This window comes from Enterococcus sp. FDAARGOS_553 (genome assembly GCF_003812305.1).
GTDB classification, from domain to species: Bacteria; Bacillota; Bacilli; order Lactobacillales; family Enterococcaceae; genus Enterococcus_D; species Enterococcus_D gallinarum.
The window spans coordinates 817085-832987 of the sequence record NZ_CP033740.1; the positions used below are offsets into that span (position 1 = coordinate 817085).

Sequence of the window (15903 nt, forward strand, 5' to 3'; positions counted from 1 at the left end):
AGCATTGACGTTCATCGTATTTTCTGTAGATTATACCTGTTAGATAGAAATAACACGCTGGTTGCTTGTCAAAAGGACTTAGAAAGATAAAGCACAAGATCGTCATTATTGTAACAAGCAGCACCCATTGCCAAGACTTGATTCTCAAACCAGACCCCTGATCCGTCAGGTAAGTAGCCATTTTTTAAATACAGTCGCTGTGCAGTGCCATAACCAGAATGAAGCCCCACACCAATGGTGATCACAGACGAAAATGTTTTGGCTTGTTCTTCTGCAGCTTGGAGCAGCTTAGCGCCGATTCCTTGCCGCTGAAAGTTTTGAAAGACATTTAGATCGGTGATCTCCGGATAGCCATTCTTTTTAAAAGGACCGGCTTTTGCGTGGGGAATCAATGTCGCATAGCCTGCAATCTGTCCCGAGTCTTCCGCGACAAAGACCTGTCGCAGTCCGCGGCTCTGTTCTTGAAGATATCTCTCTAATGTAGCTTGACGACTAGGCCATTGTTGTGCAAGAAACGCTTGATCGATTGATCGACAATCACTAGCTGTCATTGGGCGAATAATCAAATTGATCCCTCCATAAATTTCATTGTCTCATTGATTATAACGCATTTCGGCTCAAGCGTTCGACTTTTCCCATGTCCTTGCAGAATACTGCTGCCCCAGTTGCCACTAGCAGTTGCTTTATTCACCCATCAACATAAGATGGCAGGTTCGATTCCTAACTCGGTTTTGGTCAAAATCCACGAAATAAATATACCCTACAGAACCAATTTCAAGCTTTCCTTCATGTAAAATAAAACTTTCACTCGCCCCGAAAAACGAAGAACGGATATGGGCATCGCCATTTAAAATCGTTGCTGGATCTGTCGGATAGTTAGGATCATCTAGGCTCATCAGAAATTCCAAATGTTTCGGTCCAGGGTAACGATAATTTGTATTTTCCGAGAGTTCTCTAGGCACTAGTTTATCCAAAATGCGATTCAGATCAACTTGTAAAAATTCATCCCCATTAAAATCCGTATCATGCATGAATTCCTCGAAAATGACGGAACAAGTTGTGTGTGGGGATTGGACTAAACAGATGCCGTTTTTGATTTGGCTTCTCTCTACAAAGTCCTTCACTTTTTGCGTAATATTATGATAAGATACCCGATTGCCATTTGATGTCAATGTTAGCTGTTCTTTCGCGAATTTCATCTTTTAATCCCCTCATCTCTTAGCTCAGCAACTTTTTTGATCATTTCTGTCAAAACGTTCTGCGGATCTGGCGCGCAGACGATACCACTGGTGCCACCCGTTCCGTCGGCTCCTGATTGCAGTGCTTTTGCCACATCGTCTGCGGTCGAAATACCAGCCGCTTGTAAAATCTTGATTTCTTTGTTGATGGCACGGATGGCTTGATTGGTTTCTTCCATATAAGAAACGTCGCTCGTTTGACCGGTACCAATCAATTCAGTTGGTTCACAAACCATAATGTCAGGCTGCAGAGCTGCCACTGCTTTAGCTTCTTGCAGTGAATTCGCGCAAGCAATCGTGATGAGCCCCAACTCATCTGCCCGATTAATCGCTTTTGCGAGTTCATCTAATGTCATTGGGTGTTCTGCATGATTGAGAAATGTCGCTGCTACGCCGACATTTGCTACTGATTCAGGTAAGACGTAGCCCATTCCCCGTCCAACAGTCATGCCATCGATGTGTTGAACCGTAATGAACAAATGATTCGTAGCTTGTTTGATCGTTGCGGCATCTGCGTGCTGCACCGTGAACAAGATATCAACGTCATATTTTTCCGCTAATTGATCGGCGGCTTTTGCCAGTGCCAAGGATTCTTTTCCGTATAAATAGGCTTTGGGATTGACTACAAAAAAGGGTGCTCGTAACTGCTTTTTCCTCATGCTTATCCTCCTAACAAGTTTTTGTATGAAAAACGTGATAGTAATGTGCTAGCGTATCTGCCATTCCTTGATTCGCTGCTTTCTTTAGTTCAAAGTAGTCAGCAGGCTGCTGTTCTTGAATCTTGGTCATTGCGGCTGTAACGAAATCTGTAAAGATGTTGATTTTTCGGATCCCGCCTTGTGCACATTTTTCAAGATTTTCATCACCAGAAGAAGAACCGCCATGTAAGACTAACGGAATAGTAATGGCTTGATGGATCTCACTTAGTACATCAAAGTTGATTTTAGGCGTTCCTCGGTAATGCCCATGGGCTGTGCCGATCGAAACGGCTAACGAATCAACATTCGTTTGTTCAGCAAATCTTACTGCTTCATGGAAGTCGGTATAAATCGAATCAGAAAGCCCCGTTGCTTCCAAACTGCCGCCAGAGCCGACATGCCCAATTTCTGCCTCTACGACCACCCCATATTGATGGGCATAATCGGCGATCGCTTTGGAGCGGCGGATATTTTCTTCAAGCGGGTCTTCTGACGCATCGATCATGACAGAAGTGAAGCCTAAACGAATCGCTTCCTTGATGACTTCCTCATCTTGACCATGATCCAAATGCAACGCTACGGGGAAGGCGCTTTTTTCAGCCAAATACTTCCCAATCAGGGCTGCTTCTTCCAAACTCAGCATATCCATATGTGATTGGGCAAAAGCCAAGATCAATGGACACCCTAGCCTAGCAGCCGTTTCAACATAGGTGCGGGCACTGTCTAGATCAAAAAAGTTGGCTGCGGGAATGGCATAGTTGAATTCCTCTGCATGGTCAAACATTTCTTTTGTGGTAACAAGCATTTTGCAAGACTCCTTTATTCTCTGATTTTCTTTTCGATTTCTGCATACATTTCTTCGATACCGATCCCTGTCAATAAAGGCAATCCCATGATGACTTTGTCTTTGATGGAATCAGGGACTACCGTGGTACTCACAACAATGTCGTAATCGTCGATCTTGTTCATTTCATCCGCGACTTTGGATTGATACAATTTGACTTCATTCGTCAGTTCTTTTTCTTTTAGCCATTCTTTGACTTTATTGGTTACGATCGTTGATGTCGCTACTCCGGTTCCACACATGATCAATAATTTTTTCATTGTTCTTCCTCCTACATGACGCTTTGTTTTTTAGGTAACACCTTGTTAACATAGATCAAACCGATGACAACAATCGCACCGATGATCGCTAATCCGCCCCAGCTCAATACTTTTGTCAAACCGACATAAAGCCAGGTAGTCCATAGTCCGCCTTCAGCTAGAGCTGTGATCGTTGAATTTCCTTGTAAGTCAAAATTGGCAGACTTAGCAGCTGTTGTTACTAATGGTGCGACCCAAGAAGTGATATACAAAATACTGGTCATATAAATTGTCCCTGCGATAACCGTCCGGATAATATTTCCGCCAAATACTGCTGCCATCAAACAGACAAGAAACGGAATCGTTGCTAAATCTCCAAAAGGCAATGTCGTATTTCCTGGCAAAACAACCGCTAAAAGTATCGTAATTGGTACGAGTAATAATGACGAAGACAATACTGCTGGATGTCCGACAGAAAGCGCCGCATCCATCCCAATGTAAAGCTCTCTTCCAGGGAAACGTTTCTTCACAAAGTCATTGGCAGACTCAGATATAGGTGTAAGCCCTTCCATTAATAGAGCAACCATTTTTGGCATAATGACCATCACTGCGCCGGTTTTAACTGCTAATTGGCCAGTGCCTGCCACATCATAGCCAGCGAGAATTCCGATGATCAAACCAATCAGAAAGCCCATAACTGTCGAGTCCCCAAAGACACCAAAACGTTTTTGAATCGATTCCGGGTCAGCTTTCCAGTCTCGCAATCCCGGAATACGATCGAATAACCAGTTCATCGGTAAAGCGAAAACAAATCCTGGAGCAGCGGTCCCGTGTGGGAAAGTGATATTCGGGAAACCATAGAATTTATTAATGATCGGTCCTAAAATATCTCCCATCAAAAGAATCATCATTAGATAGATGACGGTTGCAGCGATCCCCATGGCAAAGTTGCCAGTCAAAGCATAGACCAACGAAGAAATGAACGCCGCATGCCAAATATTCCAGATATCGACATTCAATGTTTTCGTCAGGCCAAAAATAATCAAAACAACATTTAACACAACACCGATCGGAATTGCCAGACTTCCTAGAATCGTCCCATAGGAAATCGCAGCTGCTGCCGGCCAGCCAACATCAATCGTCGTCAGATTCAAGCCAAATCGCTCAACCATCTGTTGCGCTGCTGGTCCTAAGCTATTGCTTAACAGGTCGATCACTAGATTCAAGCCCACAAAACCGACACCAACTGTTAAAGCAGATGTGAAAGCCTTGCCTGGTTTCGTTCCCAGAATAAGACCAAAAATAAATATCAAAATCGGGAGTACAACGATTGACCCTAAATCAACAAACCACTGTAACGCATTTAACATGATATTCCCTCCTTATTCCAATCCATACTGTTGCAAAATCATCCGATATTCCTCAACATCATGGATGTCTCTTAACTTTTCCAACACACCATTTTTTTGAAACATTTCGATCAAGTTTTGCAGCATTTGTAATTGTTCGTGCGGCTCCTTTAATGCCAACATAAAGATTAATGAAACTGAAATTTCTTTGTCCCTTGTTCCCATTTCAATGAATGGCAATGGATCTGTCAATGAAAGAAAGCCAACTTGCGATCTCTTGACATACTGACTATCTGTATGAGGAATCGCCACGCCAATCCCATTGATCATCAGACCGGTTGGAAAAACCGCCTCTCTTTTAATCACGTTGTCAAGATACGCCTCTGTCACACATTCATTCTTTAAAAATTCCTCTGTAAGTAGCCGAAATGCTGCTTCTTTAGATTCTACTTCTTTGTTTAATAAAGCAATTTGCTGGTCAAAAAACATTCGGGGTCCCTCCTTTTACAAGTTTACGATAAAGTTCTTCTCGATTTTTACTGCTAACCACCCATCGTATTTCTTCAGGAGAGTTGAATAAATCGTAAATAGATGCAATCAATTCTTTTGCTTCTGACATATTTTTTTCAGCGATTGCCAAGAGAACGACTAATTGAACTTCCGTATCTCCCCATTTTATGGCTTTAGGTAGTGTAACAAATGCTAGTTTTGTTGTTTTGACAGTCTGCGGATCGGCATGCGGAATCGCTACGCCTGTCTTTAATCCGGTACTGCCTAATTCTTCTCGTGCATAAAGTGACTGCTTAAAATCGTTGGTGACTAAATGATGGCTCAAATAACTCTCTGCAAGAAAATCTAAGACGTCTTTTTTGGTGTTAAACGGTTGGTTAATGTACAAAAATGCCGGATCTAGATATTTCTGCAATAGCTCTGATGATTGGTATTTGGATGAATGCAGTTTCTTTTCATTTTCATTCAGGTTTGAAAGATTTGCCGAAATCATGGCAATTTCTTCAGTTGTCGGTAATGGTGAAACATAGAGAACAGGGGGTGACACTTCCTCCAACGGAACAGTTGAAATGATCAGATCCACTAATTCTAGTGATGTACTGGCTAATTTCTCTGCACTGATGATCTCTAAAACTGTCGTAGCAGAAATCGTTTGTTTGATCCGGTTAAAGATCAGCTCAGAAGTGGCTAATCCAGAGCTGCAAACGATCAGCACATGCTTTGTGACTTTGATTTTTTCAAAAGCGAGTTGAAAATGAATCGTTAGAAATGACACTTCATCTTCTGTCAAGAAGAGTGCAAAGTTTTTTTCTAGTCCGCCAATCGCATATTTCGTTAATGTAAACATGGTCGAGTATTGCTTCTTGATCAATCGCAACAAAGGATTTTTGACTAACATGCCATTTTTCAGACGATGGATCATAGGGACAATATGCGAAAGCAGTGCTTGCAACAATAAGTTATCTTGTGTCAAATCAGTATCTAGCAAACGGGACATCTTCTCGATCATTTCTTCCGTTGTTTCGATCACGTTGGCTTCTCTTTTTTCCGTAATCTGCATATACGGCTCAATTCCATGAGCTAAAAGCAATGAACAAATGTATTGGATATCTGTCTCTGCTAGGGAAACAGCTAGTTCACTTTCAATCCGTTCTGCAAAGGAAACAGCAACCATATACAGTTTCATCTGTTTTAATTTCTCAAATCCCAAATTCTCTTGCTGTTCCAAATGTCTTCCTAGACAAATCCGTGAAAGAAAAATTTCCAACGATACCGTCAAGGATTCCACAAAATAACTATTGAGTTGGCGACCAAGTGTTAAGGATATTTCTGAAATCAGTGCTGTAGTCAAGGTAACGATCTTCGGATCAAACAATGTCTGAATGGCAGAGTGATCCAATCTTGCAGAATCTGTATGTTTTTCAAGAAAAGATTTGAAAGTTGCTTGTTGAACAGATTCTTCCTCCTCTAGCTTCAACCCTTTTGCAGACATTGACGCACGAACTTTTTTCTTCTGACAAAAAGCGAATAATTCATCTACATCTTTTTTGATCGACTGATAACTAACGTAGAAATATTCTGCAAATCCTTGGTAATGCATTGGCTTTTTCGAGAAGAAATAATTTGCAAAGATAAACAATTTACGATATTCAGGAGAATATTCGTCAACGATTTTACCTTCAGTAACGATGAGTTTGTAGCCTTTTTCCCTTGCAGTGGGATTCCCTTCAAGCTTGACCCCTCTTCTAGGCAAACGAGCAATGGTCAACCCGTAAGGCTTGATTTTTTCTTCCAGACTCGCCAAATCTGTATAGACTGTTTTTAAAGAAACATAGAGCTGTTCTTGAAAAAAAGCGGCTGGTCTGAACTCTTTTTGTGTCAGCAGCAATTGCAACAACACTTTCTCTCTTTTACTCAAATCCATTTGACCACCTCCAGGAAGCGCTTCCTTAACTATATATTAGGGAATCAGCGCATAATAGTAAATAATATCTGATTACCACATTAATCTGGTAATTGTATCACATAGTGACCATTCCACCACTAGACAAACAGCTTTTCAATCTGGAGGGATTCTTGTATGCTAAGTAAAACAATGAATGATAGAAAGGATGAACCAAATGGAGCACACAAACGATTCATTAGACCGAGGACCTTTTTTCCACGGAACAAAAGCATCATTACAATTAGGCGAATTACTGGAACCAAAAAAAGAATCCAACTTTGAAGCCGGTCGGATCTCAAACTACATTTACTTCACCGCAACATTGGATGCAGCCAAATGGGGAGCCGAATTAGCCAAAGGAACTGGGCAAGAAAGAATTTATTTGGTTGAACCGACTGGGCCTTTTGAAAATGACCCGAACTTGACCGATAAGCGATTCCCTGGTAATCCGACCCGTTCCTACCGTTCTGCCTCTCCGCTGAAAGTCGTCGCAGAATTAGGGGCATGGGAACGGCATTCGGAAGAAGTGATTCAACAGATGTTATCCCACCTGCAGCAACTAACAGAAGATGGAAAAGCCGAAATCATTGATTGACAGTTTTCTTAGCACGCAAACGCCACCCTTGTTTCTGGCCGTCGAAAAGAAAAATATTCCAACAAGTGCCATGCTACAATGCAGAAAAGACACTGATTAAAAGAAGAAAGTAGGAATAACGATGTATGTAGGATTTGATATTGGCGGCACAACGATCAAATACGGGGTTCTTGATGAAACAGGAGCAATTCTGGAAAAAAATATGCTTCCGACAAACTACGATCCCCAGTCTTTCTATCAAAATTTAATCACAATTATTAATGAAGCTAAAAGTCGCTATCCGATCGCCGGAATTGGGATCAGTGCGCCGGGCATCGTGCAAAAAGACGGTTTGATGCTGACAGCTGGCGCCATCAAACCATTGTACGGCGAGAATTTCAAAACCACATTAGAAGAATGCTGTGGTTTAACAGTTTCTGTCGAGAATGATGCCAATGCAGCCGCCATCGCAGAGAAATGGATCGGCAATGCCCAATCCTTCTCCAATTACCTTTGCCTCGTCTTAGGAACTGGTGTAGGCGGAGGGATCGTAATCAATGATCAAGTGTATCGCGGTGCCCACGGCATGGCAGGAGAATTTGGCTGGATGGTGATCGACGCCTTGCCTTCTACAGGTAATAGTGAGGAAGTTTCGATCAATCGTAAAGCTGCTGTCGTTGATGGGCTCGTTCGGATCTACAATCAAAAAGGCGGTCAGCTGGCAGGATTTCAAGCGACGACAGATGCTCGAGAAATTTTTCAGCGCGCACAGATGGGAGAAACATTAGCAGAAACAGTGACCCAACAGTTCCTGACAGATTTGTCCGTCGGGTTGATCAATTTGATCAGCTGTTTCGATCCAGAAGCCATTCTGATTGGCGGTGGTATCAGTGCCAACCCATATTTCTTTGAACGACTGCAACAGACATTAACAACTGTCGAAACACAACACGCTGCCATCAACTATTTGCGGGGAAAAACGATTGCTCCTGTGCTGCCTGCCAAATTGCAAAATGACGCCGGATTAATTGGTGCAGTTTATCAGATTCATCAGCAACTCACTCGCTAAATCATGGTATACTCGTCATATACTCTTATGGGATAGCGAGGAACATTTATGGCCGTTTTTCAGCATTTGAACTTAAACAAATTGTCTTCAGTCGAACAAGAGATCTATCGCTTTATTGTCAATAATTTAGAAAAAATCCCTTATATGCGAGTACGGGATATTGCAGATGATGCCCATGTTTCTTCCACTTCTGTCTTTCGTTTTGTTCAAAAAGTGGGATTCGATTCCTTTCCTGAATTTCGCTTTTATATCAAGACCCATTTAGAAAAAGTCCATTATGAAGAACATCAAAAACAGTTATCCCTTGAAGAACGCATCCGTGGATTGAACATGACGATTTTCCATCCCGATGTCGAATACCAAATCAAGAAGATGGCGCAAACACTGCGAGATGCGGACTGTATTTTATTTATGGGGATGGGGGCGTCTGGCGCAATTGCACAGTATGTCGCCCGCAAGCTCGCAAATATCGGCTACTTCTGCATCAGCATCGATGAATTGACTTACCCGATCCGCAGCTTCTTACGAGCCGATCAAAAAAACGTTCTGGTTTTCTTGAGTGTTTCTGGTGAAACAAAAGAATTGATCGAAGTCATTACTGGATTAGCTAATAAAGCGATTGCCCAAAAATATTGTATTACGAGAAATAAAGAGAGTTCTCTTGCCCATTTATGTGACTACTCGATCGAATACGCAGTCAAAGAAGAGCGCAAAGACATCTTCCTCGATCTGACTAGCCAGCTTCCAGCCATCGCCATCGTGGAAACACTGATTGGTTATTTACAAGATGAACCTACCCCTCAATGATGAACGAGCACAGAAAGTACCAGACAACGAAGAACGCCCTAGCCAGAACACTCGCTTTACAGCAGCAGTTTTCTGACTAGTGGCTGCAATCAAGCGTTTGTCTTGCTGCTTTCTGTTTTTTGTAACCACTTGTTCCGACTGTGGAATAAATTTCTTCCTCACAGAATTTGATTCTAAAAACGAATGCGCTTACTTTTTCAGGCAACCTTTCGCTATAATAAGTCCATCAAATAGAGAAAGGTGTTACTGTTATGCAAAAATTTAATGATCTACTAGACCGGTCCTTGGTACCAATTGCCACCAGATTGAATAACCAGCGACACGTCGCAGCGATTCGTGATGCATTTATGTTGATTTTCCCGTTGACGATTTCTTCTTCATTAGTTATTTTGGTCAACAATATCTTATTTTCCAACGATAGTTTTATCGTGCAATTATTTCAACTCTCAAAAATCTTTCCCAATTTAGAAAGTGCCCAGCAAGTACTGGCATCTGTTGCTAACGGAACCATCAATATCATGAGCGTATTCATTGCTTATCTGGTTGCCCAACTGCTAGCAAAACACTTTGATGCAGATGCGACACTAGTTGGTTTGACAAGTGTAGCTGCGTTTATGATTTTATATCCGACTTCTTTCTCAGTTGACGGTGTCAATGCCATCTCCACCCAATATTTAGGCGCACAAGGCTTATTCGTCGCCATGATCGTTGCTTGTCTGGTAGGAGAATTCTTGCCGAAACTATTCAAAGTCAAACGATTACAGATCAAAATGCCCGATATGGTACCGCCGGCAGTTTCCCGTTCGTTTTCTGGAATGATTCCTATCGTGATCATCGTAGCAGTTACCGCATTGATCAATTTCCTAGTACTGATGATTGCGCCAGAGGGCATCAATGAATTGATCTACAAAGGGATCCAAAGTCCGTTGCGTGATTTAGGAGGAAATGTCGTTGGTGTCTTGATTTTAGCTTTCTTACAAACACTGCTCTTCTCCATCGGGATTCACGGACCAAATACATTGAATGCCGTTCGTTCAGCAATTTTTACAGAACAAGATTTAGCCAACTTGGATTTCATCAATCAAGGCGGTTCCTTGTGGGATGTACCTTACAAAGAAACGTGGGGCGTTTTGAACGACATGTTTGCTAATATGGGCGGAACGGGAATGACGTTAGGGCTGATCATTGCCATTTTCATCGCCTCGAAGCGACCAGAACAACGGGAGATCGCTAAGATGTCACTTGTTCCAGGAATCTTTCAGATCAACGAACCGATTATCTTCGGGTTACCGATCGTCTTGAATCCGATTATGATCATTCCCTTTATATTGACTCCAATGGTCAATATTCTAGTTGGTTATTTTGTAACAGTCATTTGGCCGATCATGCCGACACCAGCAATCGGTGTGCCTTGGACCACACCGGGAATCATCAACTTGTTCCTAGGAACTGGCGGAAATGCAGTAGCTGCAATCGTTGGTGTGGTCTGTCTGGCGATTTCCGTATTGATCTACTTGCCATTCGTGATTGCTTCAAACCGTTCACAAAAAATCGAAGCGTAACTTTTTTAGGAGGAAAGAATTATGAGCAGCAAAATGCCAAAAGATTTTCTATGGGGTGGCGCAATTGCTGCCCATCAAGCAGAAGGGGCTTGGAATGTCGCAGGACGCGGCATGAGTATTGCTGATGTGATGACTGCTGGAGGAAACGGGATTCCTCGTGAAATCACGAGAGGCATCAAAGAAGATGTGTATTATCCTAATCACGAAGCGATCGACTTTTATCACCGCTACAAAGAAGATATTCAATTATTCAAAGCGTTAGGCTTAAAGTGTCTGCGTACATCGATCTCCTGGAGCCGTATTTTTCCAACCGGCCAAGAGGACGAGCCCAATGAAGCAGGCCTGCAATATTATGATGACCTTTTTGACGAACTATTAAACAATGGGATCGAACCAATCATTACACTGTCTCATTTTGAAATACCTTATGCGATTTATGAAACCTACGGTGGCTTTGTCAATAAAGCCGTGATTCCCCTCTTCGTTAAATTCGCAACCTGCGTTTTTGAACGCTACAAAGATAAAGTCACCTACTGGATGACATTCAATGAAATCAATAATCAAGCAGACGGACAGGAACCATTACATGTCTGGACAAACTCCGCCATGATCATCGAAGAAGAAAGCAAGAAAGAAGAACTGGTCTTTCAAGCGGGTGTCAACGAACTGATCGCTAGTGCGGCGGCAGTCATTGAGGGGAAAAAAATCAATCCAGACTTTCAAATCGGCTGTATGATGGCTTATGTCCCAATCTATCCTTATTCCTGTGCACCAGAAGATTTGATGGCTTCGGTCAAAGCCAATGAACGTCGTTACTTCTATAGTGACATCCACGTCAGAGGAAAGATTCCGACCTATGCACAAACTTACTGGCAGCAAAAAGGGATCAAAATCCAAATCAGTGAGGAAGAGAAGGCTTTACTAAAGGCAGGGACTGTTGATTATATTGGTTTCAGCTATTATATGTCAGGAACGATCACGACATTGGAAACTGTCGAAGGCCAACCGACCGACGATATCCCTCACGCAAAAATCGTCCGTAATCCCTATATCACCGCGACGGATTGGGGATGGCCAATTGATCCCGTAGGACTTCGCTATGTTTTAAACACGATCTATCAACGTTATGACTTGCCGCTCTTTATCGTAGAGAATGGCTTTGGTGCCTATGATCAATTAACAGAAGAAAACACGATCCATGATCCCTACCGTATCTCTTATTTACGTCAGCACATCGAACAACTGGAGAAAGCAGTAATAGAAGATGGTGTACCCGTCTTAGGTTATACTCCTTGGGGAATCATCGATATCGTCAGTTTCGGCAGCGGAGAAATGGAGAAACGCTACGGCATGATCTATGTTGATAAAGACAATGCTGGCAACGGAAGTCTGCAACGCTTGAAAAAAGATTCCTTTGCTTGGTATCAACGGGTCATCGCTACGAACGGTGAAGAACTTTAACAGAAGTCTTGCTACTATCCCAAAAGTAAAAGCGACTACCTAAAAGACTGTTCTTTCAGGTGGTCGCTTTATTAAGGTTTCTTATTTGATTTCCTCTATACTAGAAGTGATTTTACCCAGTCATCCATGTTCTTCCCTCGTTGATACGTAAAAGGTTCAATCGCTTCCAGTTCAGCAATTCGATAAATGGCCAAAAATTTCTTTCCTGCCCAACGCTCCATTTGTTTTTTGGATAAATTTAATTCTGATTGGTGCTGCTCAACAAATTGTTGTGATTCTTCAGGTGTCATTTTCTCCGTTTCAATCACGTTCTCAATCATGCCACGATGAGTAACTAAAAGATCGCCACCTGTTTCCACGAAGTAGACACGGTCGCCAACTTTTGCGCGTCCACCTAACGGAGATTTGCGCCCTGCTGCCCCACGGATGATGGCGTTCTTTTCTCCCGCCAACAATTTCTGCAGCTCTTTGCCTTCTTTGTTTAGATAGACTAGATGCTCCGCTACTCCTTCTTTGCCTTCAACCCAAGAACTCACCATTTCCTTTTCACCTTTTTTCGATTATCATAGTAGAAGAAAGCGGTTTAGACTACAAATTTTTCATGTCATTTTAATCAGCTAGTTCCCCTTACAAATGACGAAAAATGCGAATATATCAGCAATTCAACGAATCGTTGCGTTCTTTATTTCCTGATTCAACGATTCATTTCTTGCACCTAGCAATCAAAGGAGGCTACTCTGATGGTAGAGATTGGAGAAAATATCAAAAAGTTGCGCAAAGCAAAAAGGATGACCCAAAAAGAGGTGGCTAATCAATTGAATGTCACGCCGCAAACGATTTCTAAATGGGAGCGAAATATCAGTTATCCGGATTTGGATATGTTAGTCAAGCTAAGTCAGTTGTTCCATATTTCAACCGATGCTCTTTTAGGCAATACAAAACCAACTTTTTTTGCTTCCTTATTCTCAAAAAAGAAAAGAGGGAAAACGATGGAAAAAGTACCAGCAACTCCGTCCACTATCCAAACAGACAAGCTGTCCTCATCTGAGAAACAGATCATGATTTTTAGTGTCAACAGCTGGATAACCGAGGGAGAACTGCAAACACAACGTCTGCAGTTAAAATTACAGAAATATTTTACTGTTCAAAGGCAGCCGATTGCGGTAGAGATGTACAGCTTGTCAAAAGTCGCAGAAAAAGCGCCAGCTGCTGATTTGATCCTCCTGACTCCTGAAGCTCAATTTGCATTAAAAGAACTACAAGAAGCCGTACCACACACCCCGATTCTTTTGCTTAGTAGCCAAGAGTACGGTCTACTACCGATTGAACAAATCGCTGAAAAAAGTTTGCAAGCCATGCTTTAGAGCGTTCAACAAAAATAGAGCGTGGAACAAAAGTAAAAAACACTTTTGTTCCACGCTCTAAACACGTCTAAACGGTGAGAGGCGAAGCAACTCCTTCGGAAATAAGTCGAAATACCCCCAAATTTGAAAAGTAATTTCCGTGTATTCCTCCTTATTTCTCGGAGTTTAACACTTCTGTCCCAGCCTCTTTCTTATCCTGTATTAGATTTTCAGCAACCAGATCAAGCTGAGCGCTGCAATTGTTTGAACCAAACCGACTGAAAGTCCATAGAAAAGGAACTTAGGTCCTTCTTTCATGAATTTACGGAAGTCTAAGCGCAAGCCGATTGCTGCAAGGGCGATGGTCTCAAACCAGGTACTGATGAAATGTGCAGCATCATTCAACCAACTTGGCAATGCAACGAAGCTGTTCAAGATACAAATCAGCAAAAAACCTAAAACATACCAAGGAATACGCAACGATCGTTTTTGTTTTACGACGGATGCGGATTGATTTTGTTGCGACACCATTCGTTCGAAAATCAAAACCACCACGACCAATAAAATGATCCGAGCGATCTTAAACAGCATGGCATATTTGACAATCTCTGCATCAAGTAAGCTGGCACCCGCTACGACTTGCCCTACGGATTGTAGCGTTCCTCCCAACAGTGCGCTTTTTTGTAAAACATCCGAACCAAACAACGCCAGACCAAGAAACGGCAAAGTCAACATCATCACTGTTCCTAACAAATTGACGAGTGTGATGATCTGCCCTTTTTCTTCATCATCGGCTTGGATGGCTGGTGCAATCGCGCCAATCGCAGAAGAACCGCAGACCGCATTGCCTCCTGCCATCATCAAACTCATTTTTTGATTGAATCCCAACTTCTTGCCAATCAAGTAAGCCGCAGTAATAACGATCGTCATCATCAATACGATGAAAACAAAACCACGAATCCCCATCTCACTGATCGTTTGAAAGGTAACAGTAAATCCTAGCAATACAACCGAATATTCTAAAAGCCGACTTTCTGCAAATTTCGTTCCTTGCGCATACTGTTTTTGATTGAAGAACGTATTGCCTAGAACGATCCCTAATAAAATCGCCAAAGTCGCTCCTCCTAATTGCGGCAGCCAAAGAGCCAAGACTTTCGCTACAGCCGCTACAATAAATGATAACAACAAGCCAGGTAAAAATGGCTGCAGATTGACGGGTTTGATTTTTTCAACATTCATTCTTGTCCATCCTTTCATACTGCCTTATATTATACACAGCATTTTTCATCTATAACATTTATTGATATAATAGTTTTAATAGGATTTTATAATGGAAGTGATTACACTGCTGGAAAAACTAGAAACGTTCAAAATCGTTTACGAAACACAGAATTTCTCGAAAGCCGCTGAGTTGCTGTTCGTGTCTCAACCTACCGTCTCCGCCCATATCAAACAATTAGAAGAAGAATTGAATACCCAACTTTTCATTCGAAATGGCCGCATGAACATTTCAGCAACCCCACAAGCTCACCTGCTTTATCAAAGAGGGCTAAATTTATTGGACGATTGGCAGCATCTCTATCAAGAGATCCAACAAGGTACGCAACAGTTGGTTCCATGTCGGATCGGTGTTTCCCATACTTTTGCGATCTATTTGCTGCCGGATTTGCTGATGCGCTTATACACTCGCTTTCCCCACATCCAATTTCAAGTAGAGATGATGAACTCTGCCGCTGTCCTGCATGCGGTAGAGCAACACGAGCTTGACCTAGGGATCATTGAAAAGCCCTTATCCGCTGCTACCGTGGAGCGATACCCATTGATGAGTGACCAGCTAGTATTGGCTGGCGATCCGGCAGTCGGACCGTGGCTCGTGCGAGAACAAAGTTCTGGGGTTTATTATTATATGAAACGCTATCTAGAAGAGCAAAATATCCAGACGCCTATTTTACAAATCGCCAATAATGAGATGATCGTTGCATTGTTGAAAAAAGGCTTCGGCTGTTCAATCATTTCTGCACGAGCTGCTAGAGATGTCCCCCATGAAGATTTAGGCGAGCGTTATCGCCGCCAATTTTATTTGATCAAACGGACCCGCGATTCCTATAAAGAATTTGCTGCTTGCGCTTCTTTTATCCGACAATGGCAGGAGGAATAATCGGTATCTCTTGATGCCATCAGGCAACTTCTTAATCTTTTCTTACGATTGAACTGATTTTTTTGGTAAAAAAACTCATTCATTGTTTCTTAATTATTTTGTGATA

At 42.2% G+C, this 15903-nt stretch carries 16 protein-coding genes and 1 pseudogene; 7 read left to right on the forward strand and 10 right to left on the reverse strand.

Going from position 1 to position 15903, the window contains the following annotated elements; all coding sequences use genetic code 11:
- Window positions 1-68: 68 nt before the first annotated feature.
- From EGX73_RS04275 to EGX73_RS04310, 8 genes are all read right to left on the reverse strand, one after another.
- The gene (locus tag EGX73_RS04275) at window positions 69-551 is read right to left on the reverse strand and encodes a GNAT family N-acetyltransferase (RefSeq protein WP_086269291.1); all 483 of its coding nucleotides are present in this window, start codon (window positions 549-551) and stop codon (window positions 69-71) included.
- Window positions 552-683: 132 nt separating this feature from the next.
- Window positions 684-1199 carry a YjbQ family protein gene (locus EGX73_RS04280; protein ID WP_005469964.1) on the reverse strand — a complete coding sequence of 172 codons (516 nt, stop codon included), beginning with the start codon at window positions 1197-1199 and terminating at the stop codon, window positions 684-686.
- Complete coding sequence (locus EGX73_RS04285) at window positions 1196-1897, reverse strand: triose-phosphate isomerase (RefSeq protein ID WP_003127909.1); 702 nt, start codon at window positions 1895-1897, stop codon at window positions 1196-1198. The genes EGX73_RS04280 and EGX73_RS04285 overlap by 4 nt, the downstream gene beginning before the upstream one ends.
- 10 nt (window positions 1898-1907) lie before the next feature.
- Entirely contained in the window at window positions 1908-2741 is an 834-nt protein-coding gene (locus EGX73_RS04290; RefSeq protein ID WP_003127908.1) for a class II fructose-bisphosphate aldolase, read from the reverse strand.
- A 14-nt stretch (window positions 2742-2755) separates the two neighbouring features.
- Window positions 2756-3040 (reverse strand): PTS sugar transporter subunit IIB, encoded by a 285-nt coding sequence (locus tag EGX73_RS04295; RefSeq protein WP_029486244.1) that lies wholly within the window; start codon window positions 3038-3040, stop codon window positions 2756-2758.
- 11 nt (window positions 3041-3051) lie between these two features.
- Complete coding sequence (locus EGX73_RS04300) at window positions 3052-4389, reverse strand: PTS galactitol transporter subunit IIC (protein ID WP_003127905.1); 1338 nt, start codon at window positions 4387-4389, stop codon at window positions 3052-3054.
- Between the two features lie 12 nt (window positions 4390-4401).
- Window positions 4402-4857 carry a PTS sugar transporter subunit IIA gene (locus EGX73_RS04305; RefSeq protein WP_003127904.1) on the reverse strand — a complete coding sequence of 152 codons (456 nt, stop codon included), beginning with the start codon at window positions 4855-4857 and terminating at the stop codon, window positions 4402-4404.
- Window positions 4847-6802 carry a transcription antiterminator gene (locus tag EGX73_RS04310; protein ID WP_003127903.1) on the reverse strand — a complete coding sequence of 652 codons (1956 nt, stop codon included), beginning with the start codon at window positions 6800-6802 and terminating at the stop codon, window positions 4847-4849. Before EGX73_RS04310 ends, EGX73_RS04305 begins: the two co-directional genes overlap by 11 nt.
- Before the next feature lie 175 nt (window positions 6803-6977).
- Here EGX73_RS04310 and arr point away from each other — a divergent pair, with 175 nt between their 5' ends.
- From arr to EGX73_RS04335, 5 genes are all read left to right on the forward strand, one after another.
- Complete coding sequence (gene arr, locus EGX73_RS04315) at window positions 6978-7418, forward strand: NAD(+)--rifampin ADP-ribosyltransferase (RefSeq protein ID WP_071870181.1); 441 nt, start codon at window positions 6978-6980, stop codon at window positions 7416-7418.
- 121 nt (window positions 7419-7539) lie between these two features.
- Window positions 7540-8466, forward strand: coding sequence for an ROK family protein (locus EGX73_RS04320; protein ID WP_005469958.1), 927 nt, complete (start codon window positions 7540-7542; stop codon window positions 8464-8466).
- A 48-nt stretch (window positions 8467-8514) separates the two neighbouring features.
- Window positions 8515-9273, forward strand: a complete 759-nt coding sequence (locus EGX73_RS04325; protein ID WP_005469956.1) for a MurR/RpiR family transcriptional regulator — start codon at window positions 8515-8517, stop codon at window positions 9271-9273.
- A 251-nt stretch (window positions 9274-9524) separates the two neighbouring features.
- Window positions 9525-10835, forward strand: a complete 1311-nt coding sequence (locus EGX73_RS04330; RefSeq protein WP_003127899.1) for a PTS sugar transporter subunit IIC — start codon at window positions 9525-9527, stop codon at window positions 10833-10835.
- A gap of 21 nt (window positions 10836-10856) precedes the next feature.
- Window positions 10857-12296: a 6-phospho-beta-glucosidase gene (locus tag EGX73_RS04335; RefSeq protein WP_123866751.1), complete on the forward strand. Its 1440-nt coding sequence runs from the start codon at window positions 10857-10859 to the stop codon at window positions 12294-12296.
- Between the two features lie 81 nt (window positions 12297-12377).
- Here EGX73_RS04335 and EGX73_RS04340 read toward each other — a convergent pair.
- A pseudogene (locus tag EGX73_RS04340) lies at window positions 12378-12835 on the reverse strand (hypothetical protein).
- Between the two features lie 201 nt (window positions 12836-13036).
- Here EGX73_RS04340 and EGX73_RS04345 point away from each other — a divergent pair.
- Window positions 13037-13660: a helix-turn-helix domain-containing protein gene (locus EGX73_RS04345; protein ID WP_123866753.1), complete on the forward strand. Its 624-nt coding sequence runs from the start codon at window positions 13037-13039 to the stop codon at window positions 13658-13660.
- 201 nt (window positions 13661-13861) lie between these two features.
- Here EGX73_RS04345 and EGX73_RS04350 read toward each other — a convergent pair whose 3' ends face one another.
- Window positions 13862-14878 carry a YeiH family protein gene (locus tag EGX73_RS04350; RefSeq protein ID WP_005469953.1) on the reverse strand — a complete coding sequence of 339 codons (1017 nt, stop codon included), beginning with the start codon at window positions 14876-14878 and terminating at the stop codon, window positions 13862-13864.
- A gap of 91 nt (window positions 14879-14969) precedes the next feature.
- Here EGX73_RS04350 and EGX73_RS04355 point away from each other — a divergent pair, with 91 nt between their 5' ends.
- Window positions 14970-15797: a LysR family transcriptional regulator gene (locus EGX73_RS04355; RefSeq protein WP_123866754.1), complete on the forward strand. Its 828-nt coding sequence runs from the start codon at window positions 14970-14972 to the stop codon at window positions 15795-15797.
- Window positions 15798-15903: the final 106 nt, after the last annotated feature.

Excerpts from the sequence above, each read along its gene's own strand:
- EGX73_RS04275 (WP_086269291.1), bottom strand. The coding sequence starts at position 551 with ATGACAGCTAGTGATTGTCGATCAATCGATCAAGCGTTTCTTGCACAA.
- EGX73_RS04280 (WP_005469964.1), bottom strand. The coding sequence starts at position 1,199 with ATGAAATTCGCGAAAGAACAGCTAACATTGACATCAAATGGCAATCGG.
- EGX73_RS04285 (WP_003127909.1), bottom strand. The coding sequence starts at position 1,897 with ATGAGGAAAAAGCAGTTACGAGCACCCTTTTTTGTAGTCAATCCCAAA.
- EGX73_RS04290 (WP_003127908.1), bottom strand. The coding sequence starts at position 2,741 with ATGCTTGTTACCACAAAAGAAATGTTTGACCATGCAGAGGAATTCAAC.
- EGX73_RS04295 (WP_029486244.1), bottom strand. The coding sequence starts at position 3,040 with ATGAAAAAATTATTGATCATGTGTGGAACCGGAGTAGCGACATCAACG.
- EGX73_RS04300 (WP_003127905.1), bottom strand. The coding sequence starts at position 4,389 with ATGTTAAATGCGTTACAGTGGTTTGTTGATTTAGGGTCAATCGTTGTA.
- EGX73_RS04305 (WP_003127904.1), bottom strand. The coding sequence starts at position 4,857 with ATGTTTTTTGACCAGCAAATTGCTTTATTAAACAAAGAAGTAGAATCT.
- EGX73_RS04310 (WP_003127903.1), bottom strand. The coding sequence starts at position 6,802 with ATGGATTTGAGTAAAAGAGAGAAAGTGTTGTTGCAATTGCTGCTGACA.
- arr (WP_071870181.1), top strand. The coding sequence starts at position 6,978 with ATGATAGAAAGGATGAACCAAATGGAGCACACAAACGATTCATTAGAC.
- EGX73_RS04320 (WP_005469958.1), top strand. The coding sequence starts at position 7,540 with ATGTATGTAGGATTTGATATTGGCGGCACAACGATCAAATACGGGGTT.
- EGX73_RS04325 (WP_005469956.1), top strand. The coding sequence starts at position 8,515 with ATGGCCGTTTTTCAGCATTTGAACTTAAACAAATTGTCTTCAGTCGAA.
- EGX73_RS04330 (WP_003127899.1), top strand. The coding sequence starts at position 9,525 with ATGCAAAAATTTAATGATCTACTAGACCGGTCCTTGGTACCAATTGCC.
- EGX73_RS04335 (WP_123866751.1), top strand. The coding sequence starts at position 10,857 with ATGAGCAGCAAAATGCCAAAAGATTTTCTATGGGGTGGCGCAATTGCT.
- EGX73_RS04345 (WP_123866753.1), top strand. The coding sequence starts at position 13,037 with ATGGTAGAGATTGGAGAAAATATCAAAAAGTTGCGCAAAGCAAAAAGG.
- EGX73_RS04350 (WP_005469953.1), bottom strand. The coding sequence starts at position 14,878 with ATGAATGTTGAAAAAATCAAACCCGTCAATCTGCAGCCATTTTTACCT.
- EGX73_RS04355 (WP_123866754.1), top strand. The coding sequence starts at position 14,970 with ATGGAAGTGATTACACTGCTGGAAAAACTAGAAACGTTCAAAATCGTT.